Annotated in this window: 19 protein-coding genes, 1 tRNA gene and 2 pseudogenes; 13 read left to right on the top strand and 9 right to left on the bottom strand. The window is 68.3% G+C overall.

Translation table 11 applies throughout. The annotated features are described in order from the left end of the window. Positions 1-79: 79 nt before the first annotated feature. The gene (gene cmk, locus ABTU92_RS09695) at positions 80-703 is read right to left on the bottom strand and encodes a (d)CMP kinase (RefSeq protein ID WP_408090011.1); all 624 of its coding nucleotides are present in this window, start codon (positions 701-703) and stop codon (positions 80-82) included. A gap of 138 nt (positions 704-841) precedes the next feature. Here cmk and ABTU92_RS09690 point away from each other — a divergent pair, with 138 nt between their 5' ends. Further along, a complete protein-coding gene (locus ABTU92_RS09690) occupies positions 842-2,224 on the top strand; it encodes a class I SAM-dependent methyltransferase (RefSeq protein ID WP_408090009.1) in 1,383 nt (460 codons plus the stop codon). Between the two features lie 91 nt (positions 2,225-2,315). Here the strand turns inward: ABTU92_RS09690 and aroA are convergent, their stop codons facing one another. Beyond that, positions 2,316-3,662: a 3-phosphoshikimate 1-carboxyvinyltransferase gene (aroA, locus tag ABTU92_RS09685; RefSeq protein ID WP_408090007.1), complete on the bottom strand. Its 1,347-nt coding sequence runs from the start codon at positions 3,660-3,662 to the stop codon at positions 2,316-2,318. Between the two features lie 309 nt (positions 3,663-3,971). Between aroA and ABTU92_RS09680 the strand changes: the two are divergent. Beyond that, a pseudogene (locus tag ABTU92_RS09680) lies at positions 3,972-4,222 on the top strand (TIGR02300 family protein). A 200-nt stretch (positions 4,223-4,422) separates the two neighbouring features. Beyond that, positions 4,423-4,498: transfer RNA gene (locus tag ABTU92_RS09675), tRNA-Ala, on the top strand. Positions 4,499-4,796: 298 nt separating this feature from the next. On the opposite strand, the gene ABTU92_RS09670 is transcribed toward ABTU92_RS09675, so the two are convergent. The 4 genes from ABTU92_RS09670 to ABTU92_RS09655 form a co-directional block, all read right to left on the bottom strand. After that, positions 4,797-5,501 (bottom strand): M48 family metallopeptidase, encoded by a 705-nt coding sequence (locus ABTU92_RS09670; protein ID WP_408090005.1) that lies wholly within the window; start codon positions 5,499-5,501, stop codon positions 4,797-4,799. Between the two features lie 2 nt (positions 5,502-5,503). Then, positions 5,504-5,788, bottom strand: coding sequence for a hypothetical protein (locus ABTU92_RS09665; RefSeq protein WP_408090003.1), 285 nt, complete (start codon positions 5,786-5,788; stop codon positions 5,504-5,506). Between the two features lie 445 nt (positions 5,789-6,233). Then, positions 6,234-6,869 (bottom strand): NrsF family protein, encoded by a 636-nt coding sequence (locus tag ABTU92_RS09660; protein WP_408090001.1) that lies wholly within the window; start codon positions 6,867-6,869, stop codon positions 6,234-6,236. Continuing rightward, positions 6,866-7,426, bottom strand: coding sequence for a sigma-70 family RNA polymerase sigma factor (locus ABTU92_RS09655; RefSeq protein ID WP_408089999.1), 561 nt, complete (start codon positions 7,424-7,426; stop codon positions 6,866-6,868). The genes ABTU92_RS09660 and ABTU92_RS09655 overlap by 4 nt, the downstream gene beginning before the upstream one ends. A gap of 224 nt (positions 7,427-7,650) precedes the next feature. On the opposite strand from ABTU92_RS09655, the gene ABTU92_RS09650 reads away from it, so the two are divergent. The 7 genes from ABTU92_RS09650 to moaA all read left to right on the top strand — a co-directional run bounded on the left by ABTU92_RS09650 (position 7,651) and on the right by moaA (position 17,075). Continuing rightward, the gene (locus ABTU92_RS09650) at positions 7,651-8,559 is read left to right on the top strand and encodes a chlorite dismutase family protein (RefSeq protein WP_408089997.1); all 909 of its coding nucleotides are present in this window, start codon (positions 7,651-7,653) and stop codon (positions 8,557-8,559) included. A 272-nt stretch (positions 8,560-8,831) separates the two neighbouring features. Further along, the gene (locus tag ABTU92_RS09645; protein WP_408089995.1) at positions 8,832-11,633 is read left to right on the top strand and encodes a molybdopterin-dependent oxidoreductase; all 2,802 of its coding nucleotides are present in this window, start codon (positions 8,832-8,834) and stop codon (positions 11,631-11,633) included. Positions 11,634-11,706: 73 nt separating this feature from the next. Beyond that, positions 11,707-12,729, top strand: coding sequence for a 4Fe-4S dicluster domain-containing protein (locus ABTU92_RS09640; RefSeq protein ID WP_408089993.1), 1,023 nt, complete (start codon positions 11,707-11,709; stop codon positions 12,727-12,729). 50 nt (positions 12,730-12,779) lie between these two features. Then, positions 12,780-13,484, top strand: a complete 705-nt coding sequence (locus ABTU92_RS09635) for a cytochrome c family protein (RefSeq protein WP_408089991.1) — start codon at positions 12,780-12,782, stop codon at positions 13,482-13,484. 19 nt (positions 13,485-13,503) lie between these two features. Beyond that, positions 13,504-14,160: a molecular chaperone TorD family protein gene (locus ABTU92_RS09630; protein WP_408089989.1), complete on the top strand. Its 657-nt coding sequence runs from the start codon at positions 13,504-13,506 to the stop codon at positions 14,158-14,160. Between the two features lie 28 nt (positions 14,161-14,188). Further along, positions 14,189-15,994, top strand: coding sequence for a NapC/NirT family cytochrome c (locus tag ABTU92_RS09625; protein ID WP_408089987.1), 1,806 nt, complete (start codon positions 14,189-14,191; stop codon positions 15,992-15,994). 25 nt (positions 15,995-16,019) lie between these two features. Further along, positions 16,020-17,075 (top strand): GTP 3',8-cyclase MoaA, encoded by a 1,056-nt coding sequence (gene moaA, locus ABTU92_RS09620; RefSeq protein WP_408089985.1) that lies wholly within the window; start codon positions 16,020-16,022, stop codon positions 17,073-17,075. Positions 17,076-17,107: 32 nt separating this feature from the next. Here the strand turns inward: moaA and ABTU92_RS09615 are convergent, their stop codons facing one another. The 3 genes and pseudogenes from ABTU92_RS09615 to ABTU92_RS09605 all read right to left on the bottom strand — a co-directional run bounded on the left by ABTU92_RS09615 (position 17,108) and on the right by ABTU92_RS09605 (position 18,542). After that, positions 17,108-17,662 carry a hypothetical protein gene (locus ABTU92_RS09615; RefSeq protein ID WP_408089983.1) on the bottom strand — a complete coding sequence of 185 codons (555 nt, stop codon included), beginning with the start codon at positions 17,660-17,662 and terminating at the stop codon, positions 17,108-17,110. 255 nt (positions 17,663-17,917) lie between these two features. Then, positions 17,918-18,046: pseudogene (locus ABTU92_RS09610) on the bottom strand (IS5/IS1182 family transposase); the annotation flags it as partial. A gap of 274 nt (positions 18,047-18,320) precedes the next feature. Beyond that, entirely contained in the window at positions 18,321-18,542 is a 222-nt protein-coding gene (locus tag ABTU92_RS09605) for a transposase (protein ID WP_408089981.1), read from the bottom strand. 381 nt (positions 18,543-18,923) lie between these two features. On the opposite strand from ABTU92_RS09605, the gene ABTU92_RS09600 reads away from it, so the two are divergent. The 3 genes from ABTU92_RS09600 to ABTU92_RS09590 all read left to right on the top strand — a co-directional run bounded on the left by ABTU92_RS09600 (position 18,924) and on the right by ABTU92_RS09590 (position 22,337). Then, complete coding sequence (locus tag ABTU92_RS09600) at positions 18,924-20,063, top strand: amidohydrolase family protein (protein WP_408089979.1); 1,140 nt, start codon at positions 18,924-18,926, stop codon at positions 20,061-20,063. A gap of 179 nt (positions 20,064-20,242) precedes the next feature. Beyond that, a complete protein-coding gene (locus ABTU92_RS09595) occupies positions 20,243-21,295 on the top strand; it encodes a hypothetical protein (RefSeq protein ID WP_408089977.1) in 1,053 nt (350 codons plus the stop codon). 70 nt (positions 21,296-21,365) lie between these two features. Next, entirely contained in the window at positions 21,366-22,337 is a 972-nt protein-coding gene (locus tag ABTU92_RS09590; protein WP_408089975.1) for an amidohydrolase family protein, read from the top strand. Positions 22,338-22,386 lie beyond the last annotated feature (49 nt).

Raw genomic sequence — 22,386 nt, 5'->3', positions numbered from 1 at the left:
GCGGCGAGCCACCCTCTCCCCGCTTCGCGGGGCGAGGGAAACAACCCGCGCAGCGGGGAGAGGGAACGGGCGGCGCCCGTCAGCCCCGCCGCGCCTCGACCAGCGCGATCGCGGCGGCCACCGCCGCCTCGACGTCGAGCGCCGTGGTGTCGAGCACATGCGCGTCGGCGGCGGCGACCAGCGGGGCGACGGCGCGGCCGGAGTCGCGCGCGTCGCGCCGGCGAATGTCGGCCAGCACCTCGGCCTCCTCGATCGCGAGCCCGCGCGCGGAAAACTCCAGCCAGCGGCGATGCGCCCGCGCTTCGGGTGAGGCGGTGACGAAGATCTTCACGTCGGCCTGCGGGCAGATCACCGTGCCGATGTCGCGGCCATCGAGCACGGCGCCGGGCGGGGTCGCGGCGAACTCCTGCTGGAAGTCGAACAGGGCGGCGCGCACCTCCGGGATCGCCGAGACGATCGACGACGCCTCGCCGACGACTTGGCTCTTCAGCACCGTCTCGTCGAAGCCGGTCGGATCGAGCGCCTGCGCGGCGGCCGCCGCCTTCTCGCGGTCGTCCGGGGCGTGACCGGCCGCGAGGACCGCGTGCGCCACGGCCCGATACAACAGCCCGGTGTCGAGATGGCGCAGCCCGTAATGGATGGCGAGGCGCTTGCCGAGCGTCCCCTTGCCGGACGCCGCCGGCCCGTCGATGGCGATGATCATGTCTTGTTCGTCAACCCGTTGCACCAGCCGCGGGGCGCCGGGGGTCGCCGTCGGGCCGGCAGGCTATTCCATGCCGGACACACTTCTGCAATATCCCCCCGCCCGGTTGTATCCCGGGCCGTTGTGAAGGGGGACATCATGGACGCGGCCGCACGGCGCCTCGACAGCTTCGGAAAGCTCCTCGCCCATGCGCGCGAGCGGCTGGCGCTCGACATCGGCTTCGTGCTGTGGGACGGCGCACGGGTGCCGGACGATCTCGCGCCCGAGGCGCTGGCGGTGCGGATCGCCGACGAGGGCGCCGTCGCCGCGCTGGTGCGCCGGCCGAACCTGGAGACGCTCGCGAACCTGTGGGCGGCCGGGCGCATCGCGCTCGTCAACGGGACGATCTTCGATCTCGTCAAGCAGCGCCCCAAGGTGCGCACCAAGGACTTCCTGAAGACCCTCGACAAGACGCTGACGCTGACGACCGCGGCGCGCTTCTTCACGGTGTCGCGCGGCGGCCCGTGGCCGCTCGAGGAGACGCCCGACGAGGCGCCGAGCAGCGGCGCGCCGTCCGAGAACAAGAAGAACATCGCCTATCACTACGACGTCTCGAACGCCTTCTACGCGCTCTGGCTCGACCGCGAGATGGTCTACACGTGCGGCTACTGCACCGACTGGGACAACGACGTCGACACCATCCAGCGCGACAAGCTGGAGCACATCTGCCGCAAGCTTCGCCTGAAGCCGGGCGAGCGGCTCCTGGACGTCGGCTGCGGCTGGGGCGCGCTCTCTTGCTACGCGGCGCAGCACTATGGCGTGATCGCGCACGGCGTCACGCTCTCCGAGCAGCAGGTCGCCTGGGGCCAGGAGAAGGTCCGCCGCCTCGGGCTCGAGGACCGCGTGACGATCGAGCTGCGCGACTACTCGACGGTCGACGGCCAGTACGACAAGGTCGCGGCGATCGGCATCCAGGAGCATATCGGGATCGACAACTACCCGACCTACTACGACACCGTGAACCGCGTGCTGGTTCCGGGCGGGCTGTTCCTGCACCACGCCATCACCCGGCCCGCCAAGCGCGACGACAAGACCTTCCGCAAGAAGCGCGCCGAGTTCGCGCTGCTGACCAAGTACATCTTTCCGGGCGGCGAGCTCGACCACATCGGCAACACCGTGACGATGCTGGAGCGGCACGGCTTCGAGGTGCACGACGTCGAGCAGCTGCGCGAGCACTACTGGAAGACCTGCAAGCTCTGGCACGACCGGCTGGTCGCCAACGAGGCGGCCGCGGTCGCCGAGGTCGGCGAGGTCAAGACGCGGATGTGGATCGCCTATCTGGCGGCCTGCGCGATCGCCTTCGAGCGCAACACGGTCGGGCTCTACCAGACGCTCGCGTCGAAGCGCCGCCGCGGCCCCTCCGGCCTGCCGCCGACCCGGGCGGATCTGTATCGCGACACGGCGGCCGGAGCGCCGTCGGCGGCCCCGAACGGCGGCCGCGCCGTGCCGACCCCGGTGCGATCGAGTGTGAAGCCGCGGTGAGACGGCGGCGTAGCCCGCATGGAGCGCAGCGGAATGCGGGACGGCCCTGCCCCCGCATTCCGCTTCGCTCCATGCGGGCTACGATTCGCTCCTACCCGATGTCGGCGCCGAGCCCGCGCATCGTCTCGACGAAGCCCGGGAAGCTCGTGGCGATGAAGGCGGCGTCGTCGACCGCGACGGGCCTCTCGGTGGCGAGGCCCATCACCAAAGCCGACATGGCGATGCGGTGATCCATGTGGGTGGCGACCGTGCCGCCGCCGGGCGGACGGCCCTTGCCCCCAAACCCCTCGACGATCATGTCGTCGCCGTCGATCGTCACCGTGACGCCGTTGACGCGCAGCAGATCGGCCGTGGCAGCGAGCCGGTCGGATTCCTTCACCCGCAGCTCCTTGAGGCCGCGCATCACCGTGGTGCCGCGGGCGAAGGCGGCGGCGACGGCGAGCACCGGGTACTCGTCGATCATGGCCGGCGCCCGCTCGGGCGGCACCTCGACGCCGGTGAGCTGCGAGAACCGCACCCGCAGGTCCGCCATCGCCTCGCCGCCGTCCTCGCGGGCGTCGACCTCCTCGATCGACGCGCCCATCTCGCGCAGCGTGGCGATCAGCCCGGTGCGCAGCGGGTTGGTCATCACGGTCTCCAGCACGATGTCGGAGCCCGGCACCAGCAGCGCCGCGACCAGCGGGAACGCCGCCGAGGACGGGTCGGCCGGCACCACGACGTCGGCGCCGTGCAGCTCCGGCTGACCCTTCAGGGTGATTCGCCGCCCGTGCGCGCCGTCCGGCACCACCGTCACGGTCGCCCCGAAGTGCAGCAGCATCTTCTCCGTGTGGTCGCGGGTCGCCTCGCTCTCGATCACCACGGTCTCGCCCGGCGCCGACAGGCCGGCGAGCAGCACAGCCGACTTCACCTGGGCGGAGGGCACCGGCGTCGCGTAGACGATCGGCAGCGGGTCGCGGGCGCCGGCGAGCATGATCGGCAGGCGATCACCCTCGGCGGCCTGCAGCACGGTCGCGCCCATCTTCACCAGCGGATCGAGGATGCGGCGCATCGGCCGGCGGCGCAGCGAGGCGTCGCCGTCGAACATCGCCGTCACCGGGCAGCCGGCGACGGCGCCCATCACCAGCCGGGAGCCGGTGCCGGCATTGCCGAAGTCGAGCGTCTCGGGCGGCGCCGCGAAGCCCCCCACCCCGACGCCGTCCACGGACCAGGCGCCCGGCCCGGTGCGGGCCACGGTGGCGCCGAGCAGGCTCATCGCCTTGCCGGTCGCCAGCACGTCCTCGCCCTCCAGCAGGCCCGTGACGGTGGTGCGGCCGACCGACAGCGCGCCGAGAATCAGTGCCCGGTGCGAGATCGACTTGTCGCCGGGCACGCGGACGCGGCCGGCGAGCGGGCGGGCACCGCGGGCGGTGAGAGGCATGAGGGCGGCGGTCGAGGACATGAGCGGGACCCCGGGAAACGGCGGCGAGCAATCGGAAAGCGGGCTGTCTTACCGGGGATCGCCGGTCCCGCCCACAGGAATCTCGGAGCCGCCGCCGGGCGGGACCAGGCCGCCGACTCCGCCGACGTCGACCTTTCACCCGGAGCGCGGCAGCCCCATAGGGCGACCGGCCGACCGACCGCCGGCAGGGCCGGCACGAATCACCCGACATGGCTGTCCGGCACCGCGCCGGCGCTATTGACAGGGGACATCCGAGTCGCCAGACGAAGGGTCCGTTTTTTCCGACTTCCGCTTCAAGGATTTCCGACCGTGGCAAAACCCGAGCTCGGTACGAAACGCCTCTGCGCCTCGTGCGGCGCCAAGTTCTACGATCTGTCCAAGGACCCGATCGTCTGCCCGAAATGCGGCACCGTCTACGAGGTCGCCGCCCCGGTGGCGCCGAGGACGTCGATCTCGACGAGAGCCTCGACGACGACGCCTTCATCGCCGAGGACGAGGAAGAGGACACGGACGTGTCGGAAATTCTCGGCGGCGACATCGAGGACGAGGAAGAGACTTGATGTCCGGCCCAAGGTGTGGTTCTAAGCGCGGCGCCGACGCGCCGGGCCTTGAACCGGCCGGCGACCGGGCCTAGAACGCTCGGGACGACACCCCGGCGGGACGGACCGCCGATCTGGCCGAAAGGCCGGCGGACGACACCGGGGTGAGACGTTCAAGGGTGAGACTTTCGACACGGAACGCCCAAGCCCGTGTCGCGCGTGGGGCCATAGCTCAGTTGGGAGAGCGCTTGAATGGCATTCAAGAGGTCAGGGGTTCGACTCCCCTTGGCTCCACCAAAAATACCTCTGATTATTCACCGGTTTAGGTCGCGGCTCGTATGAGCGACCGCGGCGCGGCTGCGCCGTTTCTCCCTTCTGGAAGCACATTGGAAGCACGGCGCGAATCGTAGGGCAGTCGCAGCCGTTCTTTTTTCAGGGCCGAACGTTCCGAGGCGAATCGCGGATGACGCCCCGGCGGACCGCATACCGGTCCCGCGTCATGGCCGGCAGGGATCCCGAGCCCACCCCATTCGCACCCGCCAGACCCTGGGTTCGTCGTGCGGCGGGGCATACGATTCGCAGCCACGCTCCCCCTTCACGCCAGCATGCGCTCCAGGGCGAGCTTCCGCCTCTCCCACTCCGGCATCATCTGAGCGAGCAGGTCGAAGAAGGCGCGGCCGTGGTTCGGGTGGCGGGCGTGGGCCAGCTCGTGGACGATCACGTAGTCGATGCAGGGCAGCGGCGCGCGGACCAGGTCGCGATTGAGCGTGATTCGGCCTCTGCCGCTGTGGCTGCCCCAGCGGCGCTTCATGGGCCGGATGGCGAGGCTCGGCGTCCGCGCCGCGATTCGCGAGAAGCGCGCGACGATCGCCTCGAAGCGCTCCTGCAGCTTGCAGTCGGCGCGCTCGCGATACCACGCCTCCAGCAGCACGCGAACGCGCTCCGGCGACGGCGTGCCGGCGACCGTGATTCGGAAGTAGCCGCCCTTCAGGCGCACCCCCTCCTCGTCGCCGCTCTCGACCTTCAGCCGGTACTGGCGGCCGAGATAGAGGTGCGTCTCGCCGCCGACGTAGCGCCGCTCGGGCGTGCGCGGCAGGAACTGCTCGAACCAGCGGCGCTGCTGCAGCACCCACCCCGCACGCCGCAACAGCCGCTGTTCGATGACATGCCGATCGGTGCCGGCCGGCGCGACGACCTCGACGGCGCCGTCCGGGTGGACCGAGATCGCGAGCGTCTTGCGGGCCGAGTGGCGGGCCGAGTAGTCGATCCTTTGGCCCGCATAGGCGATCGATCCGTGCATCCTCAGGCCATCCGCGCGCGTGCGACCTTGAGCACGGCATCGACGATCGCGTCGATCTGCTCCGGCTCCAGCGCGATGCCGTGCTGGTCGCGCACGACGTCGAAGAAGTAGTCGTCCATGCGGTTCCGCATGGCATTCTGGACGTCGACATTCTCGGTCCAGTTGACGACCTTCAGCGTCTTGACGATCGACACCAGCTCCAGCGCGGCGGCGGCCAGCACGGGCCGGATATTGCCGCCCTGCGGTCCGGTGATCCCGCTCATGGCGTTCTGGAGCGAGTTGAACACCGCGACGGCATGCTCGTCCGCCCGGACCTCGGCGGGAACGTCGTCGTGCTTGGGCCGCCGGACCTGAGGAGAGTCGCCAATTCCGTCCAGTAAGGCGGCGGGTTACAGGCGCCAACTCGGACAGCCCGTCAAATTCTCTCAACCCTAATCCGTCTGGCCTGCTGCAATCAAGTCGTGGCGCCTCAGCCGCGATTTCTCGCTTTTCTGATCGCCGTTTCCGCGCACGGGTAGATCTCTTCCCAGCAAAGTTAAGGAACAACAGGAGAGATAACCAGTCTTCCCGCCACCTACACCTCCACCCAGCCGAATCGAACCACCGGTTTCACGGGACGTCGCAGCGGCCGGGCTGCAAAAGACCGACCAAGCTCGATGCTTTCGTCGGTAAACGGCACCGAACTTCAAGAGGCGTAGCTGATGCAGCATGCGGCCAGGACGTATGGCCCTTTCACCACCGGACGAAGACGCGCGCCACGCCCCAGCCGACCACGGTCACGACCAAGATCGCGACTGGATACCAGGCGGCGACGAACAGGGGCGAGTCGTCCGGGCAGTGGCTGGCATAGAGGAAGGCACCAAGACCGCCGCCCAGCAGGCCGGCGAACACGCCGGCAAGATCCGGCCGGGTCGGCGCGCCCCTTCTCAGGAACAGGATGACGGCCGCGAGGATCGGAGCCGAGAGCAGCGGGATGCAGAGCAGGCAGGCGACGGCGTTCTCGCCGATCAACCGAGTCCGCCATGCCGCGGCGTCGACCACGGCCAGCTCGACCAGCACGCCGATCGCGAGCAGGAGGGGTGCGATCAGCACCGCCAGCGTGGCGCGCCCGGGCTGCCCGTCCGGCCGCGCGAGCCGCCCGACGATCGGCACCGCAGCGAGGGCGAGCGTGAGTGCGACGATCAGCTTGAAATCGAACCGAGGCTGGAAAAGCGCCGTCGAGAGATCGCGCGGCGCCAGAGTCGCGGCATAGACAAGCAGAGAACCGACCAGCCCGAGTCCCACCGCGCCGGCCAGCGCGCCGGACCCGAACGGCTCACGCGTCTCGCGATCGGCCACGAGGGCTTGAATGAGCTCATCGGTCTTCATGTTACGCCCGCCGTGCTGTTGAGCGATTTGAGAGCGCGGTGGAGCGCGACCCGCACCGCGACCGCCGTCATCGAAAACTTCGCCGCGGCCTCGCCGATCGACAGTCCGTCGATGGCGATCGCCTGAATGACCTGTCTCTGGCCCGGCGGCAGCGCATCGAGGCGGCGCTCGACATCGCGCTCGAGGGCCGGGCGTGCCGGCTCGTCGGCCACCAGCAGGTCACCGAACTCGTCGATCGACACGTCGTTGCCGCGCCCGCGTGGAAGCCGGAGCGTGTCGATCAGCTTGTGCCGCGCGATCGCACGGATCCAGGGCCCGATCGGACGCGCCTCGTCCCAGGTGTGCCGCTTCAAATGAAGCGCGAGCAATGTGTCCTGCACGATGTCCTCCGCATCGGCTCCCGACCGGCCGGAGCGAACGAGTTCGCGTCGGATGATCGGCCTCAGCCACTCGGCGACGTCCCGCAGCAATCGTGTGTAAGCGGCAGCGTCGCCGCGCGACGCCGCTCTCATGGCCTCCGCTAGGTCGTGCTCGCTGCGGTCCACCCGCACGTTCATAGTCCTTTTCGGCTCGATCGCGCCGATGTTACGCCGGGCCGGAATTAATCTTCCCGCACCCGGCATGGCGGGTGCCTAGGTACTACACCCGACCCCGTCGGACCAGTAACACCGGCCACCATCCGCCGAAGAATAGGATGGACGACGCCAGCCCTCGCCGGTCTCCGACCGCACGAGGGCGACCCCCGGCCGCGCCGCCCGCTGATTCACACGCGGAGGCAGACATGATTTCGATCCTCGTGCCGCGCCGGCACAGGCTGCAACTCGGGCTCGCCGCGGCGATGTCCCTCGCCCTGGCCGGCACGGCCCTTACCCAGCAAGGCGGCGGAATGCCGGCGCCCGGCCCGATGCCGCCGGCCCCCATGGCGACAGCCCCGATGGCCCCGATGGCTTCGATCGACCGCGCGAAGATCCTCACGGACCTCGGCGTCTTCGGGGACTTCGCGGTCTACAAGCTGCGGCCCGAATACGCGATGCTGCCGGCTGCCGACCGCAAGGCGGCCGCGGCCGAGGTGCTCGCCGTCGTCGCGAAGCACAAGGACAAGGTGATCGTCGACGCCTACCTGACCCGCGGCTTCGACGCCAAGAGCGACTATTTCCTGCGCGTGCACGCCTACGACCTCGCCGCCGCGCAGAAGTTCCTCACCGACTTCCGCGCCACCAAGTTCGGCTCCTACTCCGACGTCACCGAGAACCTGGTCGGCATCACCAAGGGGCTCAACTACATCACCAAGCAGAAGTCGGAGACGCTCAATGCCGGGCTGTTCGCGGCCACCTACACGGATCCGGCGCCCCGCTACGCGATCATGATCCCGGTGAAGAAGAACGCCGAGTGGTGGAACATGACGCCCGAGCAGCGGCTGAAGGAGATCGAGGTTCACACGGCGCCGACGCTGCAGTATCTCGTCAACGTCAAGCGCAAGCTCTATCACTCGACCGGCCTCTCCGACACCGACTTCATCACCTATTTCGAGACAAACGATCTCGGTGCGTTCAACAATCTGCTGATCGCGCTCGCCCAGGTTCCGGAGAACAAGTATCACGTCCGCTGGGGCAACCCGACCGTGCTCGGCACGATCCAGTCGATCGACTCCGTGGTGAACACGCTCTCGGACGCCGACCGCTCCATGTGACCGGTCGTGAGCGGTGGCGGGTGTCCGCTGCCGCTCACGCCGGAGACTCCGCCGTTCGCCGGTCCGCGTTCGCGCGGGCCGGTGGTTCGACCTCCCTCACCCCCATCACGACCGCGATCCGACATGCCCCCGACATGTCCGCGAGGTCCTGTCCCGGTCCGGCTCGCCGCCCCCGTCCGCGATCCGCCCCGTTTCGATTGCCGGCCTTCTCGCTCGCGTGACGCCGTCGCGCGCGCGTCATCCTGTCAAACTCTTCCGCCGGGAGATTCTCCATGTCGAAGACGACCCGCAGGGATCTGCTGAGATTGGGCGGTGCCGCGTATCTGGGCACGCTGTTCAGCGGCCCGTTCGCGTTGAAGGCGCTGGCCCAGGCGCCAGCGGCCTCGCCGCAGATGCAGCACGACTACGCCGGCTGGGAGCAGCTCTACCGTGACAAATGGAGCTGGGACACCAAGACGCGCGGCGCGCATCTGATCAACTGCACGGGCGCCTGCCCGCACTGGGTCTACACCAAGAACGGCATCGTGCTCCGCGAGGAGGCCTCGAAGGACATGCCGCCGCTCGCGGGCGTTCCCGAATACAATCCGCGCGGCTGCAACAAGGGCGCCTGCGGGACGGACTATCTCTACGGGCCGCACCGGGTGAAGTATCCGCTGATCCGCACCGGCGCGCGCGGCGAAGGAAAGTGGCGCCGTGCGAGCTGGGACGAGGCGCTCGGCATCATCGCCGACAAGATGCTCGACACGATCCGGGACCACGCGGTCGACTGCATCAGCGTCTACACGCCGGTGCCGGCGGTCGCGCCGGTGTCGTTCTCGGCCGGGCATCGCTTCGCCCACCTCATCGGTGCCCACACGCACACCTTCTTCGACTGGTACGGCGACCACCCGACCGGCCAGACGCAGACCTGCGGCGTCCAGGGCGACACCGCCGAGACGGCGGACTGGTTCAACGCCAAGCTGATCCTGCTGTGGGGCTCGAGCCCGGCCGTCACTCGCATTCCCGACGCGCACTTCATCAGCGAGGCGGCGCTCAACGGCAGCCGGGTCGTCAGCATCGCGCCGGACTACAACGCGACGACCATCAAGGCCGATACCTGGATCCACCCCAAGCCCGGCACCGACACGGCGCTGGCGCTCGGCATGGCGCACGTCCTGATGCGCGACAAGCTGGTCGACGTCGCCAACGTCAAGGAGCAGACCGATCTCCCCTATCTGATCCGCACGGACACCAAGAAGTTCCTGCGCGAGGCCGACGTGGTGCAGGGCGGCTCGGCCGCGAAGTTCTATGTGTGGGACACCAAGACCAAGAAGCCCGTGATCGCCAAGGGATGCTGGGGCGAGGAGCCGCCCGGCGGCCGGCCGGCCGCTCAGCCCGCCTACCTGGGGCGCAACACGCACACCTTCCCGGACGGCACCATCGCGCTCGGCGATCTCGACCCGGCGCTCGAGGGCAGCTTCAAGGTCACGCTCAAGGACGGCAAGTCGGTCGACGTGAAGCCGGCCTATGCGCTCTACGCCGAGCGCATCATGCGCGACTACACACCCAAGAAGGTGTCGGAGATCACCGGCGTCGCCGAGAAGGCGATCGTCGATCTCGGCAAGTCCTACGGCACCGTCAAGCCGGCGATGATCATCAGCGGTGGCGGCACCAATCACTGGTACTGGAGCGACATCGAGATCCGCGCTTTCCATCTGCTCTCGTCGCTCACCGGCAACGAGGGCAAGAACGGCGGCGGCGTCAACCACTACATCGGCCAGTGGAAGCCGGTCGCGGTGCCGGGCGTCCTGGCGCTGTCGTTCCCGCAAGGCGCGGCGCGGCATCGCTTCACCCAGACGACGATCTGGACCTACGTGCACGCCGACGCCTACGACGCCATGGAGACGGTGGGCATCGACACCCGCAAGTATCTGCGCGCCAGCCTCGACCAGAAGATGATGCCGATCTATCCGCGCGAGGGCCGCGATCCCAAGGTGTTCATCGTCTATCGCGGCAACTTCCTGAACCAGGCGAAGGGCCAGAAATACGTCCTGCAGAACCTGTGGCCGAAGCTCGACCTGATCGTCAATCTCAACCTGCGCATGGACTCGATGGCGCTCTATTCCGACATCGTGCTGCCGGCCGCGCACTGGTACGAGAAGCTCGACCTGCAGATGACGGAGGAGCACACCTTCGTCCACATGACCGAGCCGGCGATCCCGCCGATGCACGAATCGAAGCACGACTGGGACGTGTTCGCGCTGCTCGCCAAGAAGATGCAGGACCGCGCGGTGGCGCGCGGGATGTCGCGCGTCTTCGACGAGCAGTTCAACGTCTCGCGCGACTTCTCCACGCTCTACGCGCAGCAGACCGACAACGGCAAGCTGGAGAGCGCCGCCCAGGCGGCGCAGTTCATTCTCGACAACGCGCCGGCCACCAAGGGCCTCACGCTCGACATGATCCGCGAGCGGCCGCAGCGCTTCAAGGCGAACTGGACCTCGCCCATCAAGGAGGGCGTGCCCTACACGCCGTTCCAGTTCTACACCGAGAGCAAGAAGCCGTGGCCGACCCTCACCGGACGGCAGCAGTTCTACATCGATCACGACTGGTTCATCGAGATGGGCGTCGAGCTGCCGGTCTACAAAGCGCCGGTCGACGCCGACGCGTTCCCGCTGCGATTCAACACGCCGCACAGCCGCCACGCCATCCACTCGACCTTCAAGGACAACGTGCTGATGCTGCGGCTCCAGCGCGGCGGCCCGGTGCTGGAGATGCCGCCCGGCGAGGCGAAGGCCCGCGGCTTGCGCGACAACGACTGGGCCGAGGTGTGGAACGACCACGGGCGGATGATCTGCCGGGTGAAGATCCACAATCGCGAGCCAGAGGGGCGGGTCACCATGTGCCACACCCCCGAGCTCTACATGGATCTGATCGAGGGCTCGACCCAGAGCGTCTGCCCGATCCGCATCAACCCGACGAGCCTGGTCGGCAACTACGGTCATCTGCTGTTCCGGCCCAACTACTACGGGCCGGGCGGAACCCAGCGCGACGCCCGCGTCCAGGTGCGCCGCTACACGGGTCTGATCCCGAGCTGAGCGGCACGACGCCACGGGACGGCCGCCCTCGACGGCGCGCCGTCCCCGAACCAGGGTTTCGAGGACGACGATCATGGCCAAGCAGATCACCAAACCGGAAAAGCAACTCTCCTTCGTGGTCGATCTCAACAAGTGCATCGGCTGCCAGACCTGCACGGTCGCCTGCAAGAAGCTGTGGACGAACCAGCGGGGCGAGGATCCGATCTACTGGCGCAATGTCGAGACGCGCCCGGGCAAAGGGTATCCGCGCAACTGGGAGAACGAGGGCGGCGGCTTCAACGCCGCCGGCGAGGTCCAGCGCGGCCGCATGCCGACCGCCGGCGACTACGGCGTGCCGTTCGAGTTCGACTACGAGGCGCGGCTGTTCCAGGGAAATCCCGGCCGGGTGCGCCCGCGCCCCGCCGCGACCACGGCGGGCTTCGCGTCCTGGGCGCCGAACTTCGACGAGGACCAGGGCGAGGGCACCTATCCCAACAACTACTATTTCTACCTGCCGCGCCACTGCAACCACTGCAGCAAGCCGGCCTGCCTGGAAGCGTGCCCCAACGACGCGATCTACAAGCGTGCGGCCGACGGCATCGTCCTGATCGACCAGACCAAGTGCAAGGCGGCGCGCAACTGCGTGCAGGCCTGCCCCTACGACAAGACCTACTTCAACACGGCTGTCCAGAAGGCGAGCAAGTGCATCGGCTGCTATCCGCGCATCGAGAAGGGCGTCGCCACGGCGTGCGTCGCCCAGTGCGTCGGCCGCGCCATGCATGTCGGCTTCATGGAGGACACGGCGAGCTCGGTTCACCAGCTCACCAAAGTTTGGAAGGTCGCGTTGCCGCTCTACGCCGGACGCGGCACCGAGCCCAACATGTTCTACATCCCGCCGGTCCTCGGTCCGGCGACGGAGGATGAGCAGGGCAATCTCCGCACCGACAAGAAGATCCCGATGGAGTATCTGGTCAAGCTGTTCGGCAACGACGTGCCGCGCGTGATGAAGGTCCTCAACGACGAGCGCGGCAAGCGTCTGATGAGCCAGCCGTCCGAGCTGATGGACATCATGATCGGCCGGCGCAGCGCCGACATGATGCTGAACCCGCTGACGTGATCAACGAACCGGACGGGCCGGATCAGGGCGAAGGCTCCGGAGGAGGAAGAATGAAGAGCATCCTGCCGATCGGCGTCGCGCTCGCGATCCTGCTCGTTCCGGGCCTGGCGCCCGGCCAGGAGGTCGAGGGCGTGAGCGTCTGCCGCAAGTGCCACATCGATCAAGCCGAGAGCTGGGCCCAGACCTCGCACGCCAAGGCGTTCGAGTCGCTGAAGCCCAAGGTCAAGGCGGCGGCCAAACAAAAGGGCAAGCTCGATCCGGACAAGGACTACACGACCGATGCGGCCTGCATCGGCTGTCACACCACGGGCTTCGGCAAGCCGGGCGGTTTCTCGGCCGCGACTCCGGCGTCCGAGCACAAGAACCTCGCCGTCGTCGGCTGCGAGTCCTGCCATGGCGCCGGCAGCAAGTTCCGGGTCGAGCACGGCAACGCGGAAGAGCGGTGGAAGACGGGCAAGGGCGAGACCGCCCGCGACGTCCTGGTGAAGCTCGGCCAAAATTTCGACTACAAGACCGCCTGCGCGACTTGCCACCTCAACTACGAAGGCTCGGGCTTCGCCGGCGCGCACCCGCCCTTCAAGGTGTTCACGCCGGCGCTCGATCCCAAATACGCCTTCGACTACGACAAGGAGGTCCTCCGTTCGGGCCCCGGCACCGGCGTGCACGAGCATTTCAAGCTGAAGAACGTGTTCATGGGCGAGCCGGTCCCCGCCATCCGGGACCAGCTCCAAGCCGACGCCAAGGACCCCGACTGAGCGACGAGGATCATTTGACATGACGGAAACGTCGCGGTCCGCCATCGTGCGGAGCAGCATCTACGGAGAGCTGTCGCGCGGCTTCGCCTATCCGGGCGCCGAGTTGCTCGACGACATCGAGGCCGGCGACTTCGGCTTTGATCTGATCGATCTCGTCACCGATGTTCATCCCGATCTGATGGGAATGCTGGCGAGCGTGCGTCCCGACCTCGAGACGCGGCCCGCCGATCTCGTGGCGCTCGAGGGCGATTATCTGGCGACGTTCGAGGCCGGGCCGCGCAAGCCGCCGCTCTCCCTTTACGAAGGCAGCTACGTGACCGATCGCCCGCGCGCGGACCTTCTCTTGGAGATCGACGCCTTCTATCGGCATTTCGGGCTCGTGCCCGGTGAGGCGCCGCGCGACTTCGTCGACAACGTGACGGCGGAGCTCGAGTTCCTCCAGTTCCTGGTCGCGAAGGAGGCGCAGGCGGTCGAGCAGGCGCTCGACGCCGCTCCGTACCGGCGCGCGCAACACGATTTTCTCGACCGGCATCTCGTGCCGTTCCTGATCGCTATGGACGAGACGCCGGGCGAACGCACCGCGCCCTTCTATCGCGGGCTGGTCCGCTGCGCCCGCTGCTTCGCCGAGGCGGAGTCGGTCGCGGTGGCCCGCCGGCTCTCGGCGTCCGCCGCCTGACGGCCCGCACGATCTCCATGGAGTGATCATGTCGGAACCCCGGATCACCGTGCCGGCGCGCTCGTCCGCCAGCGGCCGGATGAAAGAGCGGCTCGCCTCGACCGGCGCCCGATGGGCGCTGGGAGGCCTCCTGGCCGCGGGATTCGTCGGCGGCGTGCTGTTCTGGGGCGCCTTCCACACCGCCGTGGAAGCGACCAACACGCTCGAGTTCTGCACCGGCTGTCACGTGATGCGGGACTTCGTCTACAAGGAATATGCGACGACCATCCACTATCAGAACCGCACCGGCGTGAAGGCGACCTGCTCGGACTGTCACGTGCCGAAGGAGTGGTTCCCGAAGATGATGCGCAAGGTGCAGGCCACCAACGAGCTGTGGCACTGGATGCTCGGCACCATCGACACCAAGGAGAAGTTCGAGACCAAGCGGCTGGAGCTCGCCACCCATGTGTGGGACCGGATGAAGCAGACGGATTCGCTCGAATGCCGCAACTGCCACACCCTCCAGTCGATGAACCCTGAGTTCCAGAAGCCGCGGGCCCGGAAGGTCCATATGGACGCCTTCGGGTCGGGCCAGACCTGCATCGACTGCCACAAGGGCATCGCCCACAACAGCCCGCGCGAACGCCTGACGACGGCCCAGATCGAAGCGCTCGAAAAGCCGAATCCGGCCTTCATCCGTCCGATCCCGCAGACCTTCGTCGACGGGCTGGCGCGGGTCACGGCGCGCGAGGAAGCGGAAGCCAAGGCGCGTGACGAGGCGGCGCGGGCCGCCGAGCAGGCGCTGCGGGCGCGCATCGAGGCGGAGCTGTCCCGCAAGGCAGCGGGGGACGCCGCCGGCGCGGCGTCGGTCGACACGTTCGGCGTCGATTGGGCCGCGGTGCCGGCCAAGACCGTGACGCTGTTCTACCCCGGCGTCAGCTCGTTCGAATGGATCCAGGTGGCACGCGATCACACCGGCGCCCGCGGCTTCCTGCGCACCGGTGAGCGGTGCAGCGAGTGCCACGGCAAGGAGGTCAAGGAGATCGGCAGCAAGCTCGTGTCCGGCGCCAAGAACGAGCCGACGCCGATCCCCGGCAAGCGGCCGTGGATCGACCTCTCGGTCCAGGCGGCGCAGGACGGCACCGATCTGTTTCTCCGCTTCGAGTGGAGCGACACGCCGCACGCGCCCGCGCCGTTTGTCGAGGGCGGCAAGATGGACCCGCAGCACGCCAGCAAGCTGTCGATGATGATCGCGGGACCGGCCGTCGCGCGCGGCGAGCAGGGCGGATGCTGGGTCACGTGCCATCACGACGTGCGCTCGATGCCGGACGCTGCCCGGGTCGATCCATCGGGTGCGCCGGGGCTCGTCGCCGATGCGCGCGACGCGGCCATCGCCCAGGGCCTCACCAAGTATCTGGCCGAGTCGCGCGAGCGGATCGACCTGCAGGGCAAGGACGGCCCGCGCGGGGGCGGCATCGCGGTGAAGTCGGCGTCCGACCTCGCGGCACTGCGCGCTGCCGGGACCCGGATGGAGCTCTTGCGCGTGCGCCCCGGGCGTCCGGCCGAATCCGGCAGTGTCCTGGCGCAGCGTCTGATGGAGGGGGGCGTTCCGATCGGCGGCAGCATCGCCCAGGTCGGCGACCGCTGGGTCGCGACGCTGCGACGGCCGCTGAAGCCGGCGGACTCCGGCGACATCGGCATCGTACCCGGCGCCGTCTACACGGTCGGCTTCGCCGTGCACGACGACTTCGCCGATGCGCGCTTTCATCACGTGTCGCTCGAGCTGCGGCTGGCCCTCGACGGGACCGCGTCGGAGCTGCCGATCACCTCGATCGCCCCGCCGCCGCGGCGATGAGGCGCGGCGAGCGCCGGAGGGTCTCATGCACGGAACGTTGGTTGCGATTGGCCGTTCGGGGACGCAGACGACGCCGGCGTCACCTGGACCGCTGGTCGATCCGTTCGGCCGCGCCATCACGTATCTGCGCGTCTCGGTGACGGACCGCTGCGATCTCCGCTGTGTCTACTGCATGTCCGAGCACATGACGTTCCTGCCGCGGGCGGACCTGCTCAGCCTGGAGGAGCTCGACCGGCTGTGCTCGGCCTTCGTGGCGCGCGGCACCCGCAAGCTGCGCATCACGGGCGGCGAGCCGCTCGTGCGGCGCGGGATCATGACGCTGTTCCGGGCGCTGTCGCGCCATCTCGCGACCGGCGCGCTCGACGAGCTGACCGTCACCACCAACGGCTCGCAGCTCGGCAAATATGCGGCCGAGCTTGCCGCCTGCGGGGTGCGCCGCATCAACGTCTCGCTCGACACGCTCGACCCGCAGACCTTCCGCGACATCACCCGCTGGGGCGATCTCGTCCAGGTGAAGGCCGGTATCTCGGCGGCGCAGCGGGCCGGCCTGAAGGTGAAGATCAACGCCGTCGCCCTGAAGGGCGTCAACGAGCACACGCTCGCCGACCTGATGGTGTGGGCGCACGGCGCGGGCATGGACCTCACGATCATCGAGGTGATGCCGCTCGGCGAGATCGGCGAGGACCGGCTCGACCAGTATCTGCCGCTGTCCGCCGTGCGGGCGCGGCTCGCCGAGCGCTTCACGCTGACAGAAACCGACTACCGCACCGGCGGCCCGGCCCGCTACGTGCGGGTCGCCGAGACCGGCGGCCGGCTCGGCTTCATCACGCCGCTCACCCACAATTTCTGCGAATCCTGCAACCGCGTCCGCCTCACCTGCACAGGTTCGCTCTACATGTGCCTCGGCCAGGAGGACGCGGCGGATCTGCGCGCCGTGCTGCGCGCCTCGCCCGACGACGCGCAGCTGCACGCGGCGCTCGACGAGGCGATCCACCGCAAGCCCAAGGGCCACGACTTCGTCATCGACCGCACCACCCGGCGCCCCGCCGTCGCCCGCCACATGAGCGTGACGGGAGGCTGAGCCAGGAGAATCGAGGATCGGCGGATCGTGCGCTAACGAAGGGTCGGCACCCGCAGCAGCATGTCCGAGCCGCCCGCGGAGCGGCCGGATATCGGCACGGGAAGCACAGCGGACCCGCGACGCAGAGCGAGGCCACCAATCACGAGGACCCCGACGCCGAGCATCACCTGGAGCGTGAGGGTCCAGTTCTCGACGCCTTCACCCGCCCAAGCCGCGAGGACCGGGATCTTCCGGAAGGCCTGCACCACCGCAGCGCTGGTGTTGAACCAAAGCGCGACCAGGGCCGCACCGACATAGACGAAGCGCCATGCCTGCTTGAGTTGCCCGACATAGAGCGCGACCAGCGCCGTGGTCAGCAGAATGATCGAAACCGCGCCGACGACGTGACGGATTCCGACCCCGTTCGCGGGATACAGGAACCCACTGGCGCTGGTCGCGAACGTGGTTGCCAGAAAGACGAAAGTCAGGCCCGGCATACGACGTCCGACCGACATCCCGGCCATTGCTACGATGCCCGAGAGCACTCCAGTGAGGCTGATCACCACGTGCAGATAGGTGAAGGTTTCCATCGGCAGGCCGACAATCATGCCGCTTCTCCCGATCGTTCGACGGGTGTCGTGGGGCCGCGCGTCCAGTTCTTCGCGATGTTCGTACGGGCGGGAAGCTTAGACTAGGCGATACGGGAGGTGAGCGGTCAATACCGAAAAATACGAGTCGACACCCACGTTCGTGTTTGTCGGTCCCATCTGACATGCACAACGGCGGAGCGGGAGCCGGTCACCTGGTGGTAGCCGACGCCGGAGAAGCCTCTGAACCGGGTGTTGGCGGGCGACGGCCTTGATCTAGCCGAACGCTTCCTCGCTCCCCTTGCGGATGCACTGGCTGGCCGCATAGCCGGCGTGGCGGGTTGTCCGCCCGTCAATGGCGGAGCGCCGGACGCTGGTGTTCTGCGCCACGTGCGGCGTCAACCGGCGTCGAACTCGCTCACGATAGGCACTTCGATGCAAGATCGCACCGAGTGCATACCGCGGCGTCGATCGATCGGGGATTCGTTCTGAACCTCAAGTCATGAGACGTGTGCGCGGGTTGCGAAATCGGCTGATTTTCGCGGTTTTCGCTATCGACCGCGGAGATGAGGCAGATCGGCGGGCGTGGTGGCGTTCAGGCTTGCTGGTTCGGCTCGGATGGCCATTACTATCCACATCGACATCGCCGCCGTGGCGGTGTCACGTCCGCCCGATTGGGTCAGGCGACGGTCGTGATGGCCATTGCCCGTTTCAGATTGTAGGCGATGGCGGTGAGGTGGATTAGGAGCGTCGCCTTGGCCATTCCGCGCCATCGCATGCGACGCAGTCCATAGCTGCGCTTCCACGTCCCGAAGATCTTCTCGATCCTTTGCCTGATCGGTGGATCGGCCGGTTCCAGGCGTCGAGCCGGGCGAGAGTCTCGGCCTCGTCGCGACCCCACATGCTGGTCGCAGCGATCCGTGGCGTGCCGCCCTTGGCGCGAACGACGTCACCGAAGTGGCGTCCTCTGTAGGCACTGTCGGCGAAGACTTCACCCGGATCGTCCGGCACGGCCGCGGGACCGGCTTTGCTGTCGGCGACATTGGCCGAGGTCACGGCGATCTGTTCGACGAGACTGTGATTGGAACGCAGTCGATAAGCGCCGCCAGCGCGTCGAGTGGCGACCGGCCGCGACTTGGTCCAGAACCGAATTGAAGCGTCTCCTGACCGATCCGTCGCCGTGACATCGCCCGCTCCCGATCCGCTCTGAAGATCAGCGAGTCAGCAATTCGATGCGTCGTCCAGAGCTATCCGCGCACAGGTCTCATCATCCCGTGTCGGCGTGGCGGACTGGGGACTACACTATGACGAGACCTACCAGTCAGACCGCATCAATGCAGCCTACGGTGACACGAAGGCCTCTTTTCCAACGCTTGGTTATCAATTCCCGCTCGTTCCGCGACGGCATGACTGCCACGGCCACTACACCACGGCACCGGCGGCCCACGAGGGCTGGCGCGCCGCGCAGCTCGCCGCCGCCGCGGCGGGGCGGCCCGCCCCGCCTTACCCGGAGATCACGGACGACGAGATCCGGGAGAGCATCGCGGCCGGCCAGCTCGCCATCCAGAAGCAGCGCGGCATCGACCTCACGCTGTTCTCGCCCAAGGCCTCCGCGATGGGGCATCATCTCGGCGACCACGCGACGAGCGCGGCGTGGACGCGGCACTGCAACGACCTGATCCGGCGAGTGTGCGGGCTGTTCCCGCGGAATTTCGTCGGCGTGGCGCAGCTCCCGCAGGCGGTCGACGCGGCACCGGCCGATTGCATCGCCGAGCTCGAACGTGGCGTGAAGGAGCTCGGCTTCGTCGGCTGCAACCTCAATCCGGATCCGTCCGGCGGCCACTGGCGCGGGCTGCCGATCACCGACCGCTCCTGGTATCCGCTGTTCGAGGCCATGGTGGCGCTCGACGTGCCGGCGATGATCCATGTCAGCGGCGCGTGCAATTGCAACTTCCACACCACCGGCTCGCACTACATCAACGGCGACACCACGGTGTTCATGCAGCTGGTCGAGGGAAACCTGTTCGCCGACTTCCCGACCCTGAAGCTGATCATTCCGCACGGCGGCGGCGCCGCGCCGTATCACTGGGGCCGCTATCGCGGGCTCGCCCAGCAGCTCGGCCGGCCGACGCTCGACCGGCATCTGATGAGCAACCTGTTCTTCGACACCTGCGTCTATCACCAGCCCGGCATCGACCTGCTGACCCGGGTGATCCCGGCCGACAACATCCTGTTCGCCACCGAGATGCTCGGCGCCGTGAAGGGCGCCGACCCGCAGACCGGCTTCAACTTCGACGACACCGGCCGCTATGTCGCGGCGGCGCCCACCCTGGACGATGCATCGCGCAAGAAGATCTTCGAGACGAACGCGCTGAAGGTCTACGGCCGCCTGGCGGCGCAGATCGCGCGGCAGACGACGTGAGCGCCATGGGCCCAGCGCTGCGTTCGCCGAGAGGCTGCCCGGCGAACTCTGCATACCAACGCGCACCCCCTCCCGGGCCACCATTGCGGTCTGCGAGGGAGGCCGTCACGCTCTCCCCCGCGACACAGCACCGGCCTCGACGCCGGGCGCCGACAAGAACGTCCTTGGGAGAGAAACGCATGCCAATCCAGATCCGGACCTGCGCCCAGGGCGCAGGCTTGGCGCTCGTGCTCGCGGGTGCCGCCGCGCTGTCGACCCCGCCGGCCGTCGCCCAGTCGGTCGTCGCCCAGTCGCCGGCGCCCGCACCGGCGGCCGCCCCGGCCGTGAAGCCCGGCGCCCTGCCCGGCGGCCGCATGGTGACGCAGGGCCAGGCGAAGGTGACGACCGAGAACCTCTACAAGTGCCCCGTGACGGTCTCCAACCATCGCGTCAGCGCGGTCGGCACCATCACGGCGACCGACGGCACCGTGATCACGATGCCGGCGCCCGTGCAGTACGGCAAAGGGCCGATCGCCGCCGATCTCTACAACGAGTGCACCCAGGTCACGCCGGCCAAGAGCGCCGACGTCGACGCCTCCAAGGTGCCGGTGGTCGAGATCGACCCGGACGGCGAGGTGATCACGGGCTACATCGTCGCCGACAACTATTTCGAGCTCTACGTGAACGGCAAGCTGGTCGGGATCGATCACACACCCTACACGCCGTTCAACTCTGCGATCGTGAAGTTCAAGGCGAAGAAGCCCTACACGATGGCGTTCCTGCTGGTCGACTGGGACGAGCAGCTCGGCCTCGGCATGGAGCTGTTCCAGGGCAATCCGCGCCATCCCGGCGACGGCGGCCTGATCGCCCGCTTCTCCGACGGCACCGTGACGGATTCGAGCTGGAAGGCGCAGACCTTCTACATCGCGCCGCTGAACACGCCCGACGAGGTGGTCGAGATCCGCAACGTGCACGACACGACCAAGCTCGGCCGCGTCCACCCGGTCGCCAAGAAGCCGCCCTGCGCCGATGCCTGCTATGCCGTTCACTACAAGATCCCGGACGGATGGCAGGGCAAGGCCTTCGACGACGCCCCATGGCCGCGCGCCTACGAGTACACCGACACGGATGTCGGCGTGAACGCGCTGCCGGCCTACACGCGCTATCCCGAGCTGTTCGACGGGGCACGCTGGATCTGGTCGTCGAACCTGGTGTTCGACAACGTGGTGATCGCCCGCAAGACGGTGCGTTGACGAAATCTCCGCGCGCCGTGGGACGTGTCCACGGCGCGCGGAGGCTCGACGTGATCAGGAAGGACACTGCATGCCGACGACGACGCCCGCTCGCCCCCGCGTGATCGCCATCGAGGAGCACTACTGGGACGCCGAGATGGCGGCACTGTTCACGGGATCCGAGGCGGCGCGCCCGGGGCCGCTCGCCGACAGCCTGCACGATCTCGCCGACGCCCGGATCGCCGCCATGGACGCGGCCGGCATCGACGTGCAGGTGCTCTCGCACGGCGCGCCGTCGGCCCAGAAGCTCGACGGTCCCGAGGCGGTCGCGCTCACCCGCCGGGTCAACGACCGCCTCGCCGCCGCGGTCGCGGCGCATCCGACCCGCTTCGCCGGCTTCGCGGCGCTGCCGACCACCGATCCGGCGGCCGCCGCCGACGAGCTTTCGCGCTGCGTCGAGACGCTCGGCTTCAAGGGCGCCATGCTGCACGGGATGGCGCACGGCCTGTTTCTCGACGATACGCGCTTCCGGCCCATCTACGCCCGCGCGGAAAAGCTCGGCGTACCGATCTACCTGCACCCGTCGCTGCCGCATCCGGCCGTCACGGCCGCCTATTACGACGACTACGCGGCCGACTTCCCGACCGTCGTGCGGCCCGCCTGGGGCTTCACGGTCGAGACCGCGACGACGGCGCTGCGACTGATCCTCTCGGGCGTGTTCGACCTGCATCCGGGCCTGCAGATCGTGCTCGGCCATCTCGGCGAGACGCTGCCGTTCCTCCTGTGGCGGATCGAGAGCACGCTGGCGCGGCCGGGACAGAAGCGCGTCGCCTTCCGCGAGATTCTGACACGGAACTTCTCGGTGACGACCTCCGGCTTCTTCTCGACGCCGGCGCTGATGTGCTGCGTGATGGAGCTCGGTATCGACCGGATTCTGTTCGCGGTCGACTGGCCGTTCGCCGACAACCGCGACGCGGTCGCCTGGATGGACGGCGTGCCGCTCGCCGCCGCCGACCGACAAAAAATCCTAGCCGGCAATGCCGAGCGACTGTTGCGGATGTGAGGCACAGTGACGCCGGCCGACCGGCCGCGAGCCGGTCAGGCAGCCGCCG

Source organism: Rhodoplanes sp. SY1 (genome assembly GCF_046000175.1).
Classification (GTDB): domain Bacteria; phylum Pseudomonadota; class Alphaproteobacteria; order Rhizobiales; family Xanthobacteraceae; genus Rhodoplanes.
The sequence above is the reverse complement of the archived record's forward strand: the minus strand, read 5'-3'. Positions and strand labels throughout refer to the sequence as shown.

What these genes read in the sequence shown, in the direction of transcription:
- ABTU92_RS09630 (WP_408089989.1), top strand. Translation starts at nt 13,504, where the DNA reads ATGACGGAAACGTCGCGGTCCGCCATCGTGCGGAGCAGCATCTACGGA.
- aroA (WP_408090007.1), bottom strand. Translation starts at nt 3,662, where the DNA reads ATGTCCTCGACCGCCGCCCTCATGCCTCTCACCGCCCGCGGTGCCCGC.
- ABTU92_RS09670 (WP_408090005.1), bottom strand. Translation starts at nt 5,501, where the DNA reads ATGCACGGATCGATCGCCTATGCGGGCCAAAGGATCGACTACTCGGCC.
- ABTU92_RS09595 (WP_408089977.1), top strand. Translation starts at nt 20,243, where the DNA reads ATGCCAATCCAGATCCGGACCTGCGCCCAGGGCGCAGGCTTGGCGCTC.
- ABTU92_RS09640 (WP_408089993.1), top strand. Translation starts at nt 11,707, where the DNA reads ATGGCCAAGCAGATCACCAAACCGGAAAAGCAACTCTCCTTCGTGGTC.
- ABTU92_RS09650 (WP_408089997.1), top strand. Translation starts at nt 7,651, where the DNA reads ATGATTTCGATCCTCGTGCCGCGCCGGCACAGGCTGCAACTCGGGCTC.
- ABTU92_RS09660 (WP_408090001.1), bottom strand. Translation starts at nt 6,869, where the DNA reads ATGAAGACCGATGAGCTCATTCAAGCCCTCGTGGCCGATCGCGAGACG.
- ABTU92_RS09645 (WP_408089995.1), top strand. Translation starts at nt 8,832, where the DNA reads ATGTCGAAGACGACCCGCAGGGATCTGCTGAGATTGGGCGGTGCCGCG.
- ABTU92_RS09625 (WP_408089987.1), top strand. Translation starts at nt 14,189, where the DNA reads ATGTCGGAACCCCGGATCACCGTGCCGGCGCGCTCGTCCGCCAGCGGC.
- moaA (WP_408089985.1), top strand. Translation starts at nt 16,020, where the DNA reads ATGCACGGAACGTTGGTTGCGATTGGCCGTTCGGGGACGCAGACGACG.
- ABTU92_RS09690 (WP_408090009.1), top strand. Translation starts at nt 842, where the DNA reads ATGGACGCGGCCGCACGGCGCCTCGACAGCTTCGGAAAGCTCCTCGCC.
- ABTU92_RS09655 (WP_408089999.1), bottom strand. Translation starts at nt 7,426, where the DNA reads ATGAACGTGCGGGTGGACCGCAGCGAGCACGACCTAGCGGAGGCCATG.
- ABTU92_RS09590 (WP_408089975.1), top strand. Translation starts at nt 21,366, where the DNA reads ATGCCGACGACGACGCCCGCTCGCCCCCGCGTGATCGCCATCGAGGAG.
- cmk (WP_408090011.1), bottom strand. Translation starts at nt 703, where the DNA reads ATGATCATCGCCATCGACGGGCCGGCGGCGTCCGGCAAGGGGACGCTC.
- ABTU92_RS09635 (WP_408089991.1), top strand. Translation starts at nt 12,780, where the DNA reads ATGAAGAGCATCCTGCCGATCGGCGTCGCGCTCGCGATCCTGCTCGTT.
- ABTU92_RS09615 (WP_408089983.1), bottom strand. Translation starts at nt 17,662, where the DNA reads ATGATTGTCGGCCTGCCGATGGAAACCTTCACCTATCTGCACGTGGTG.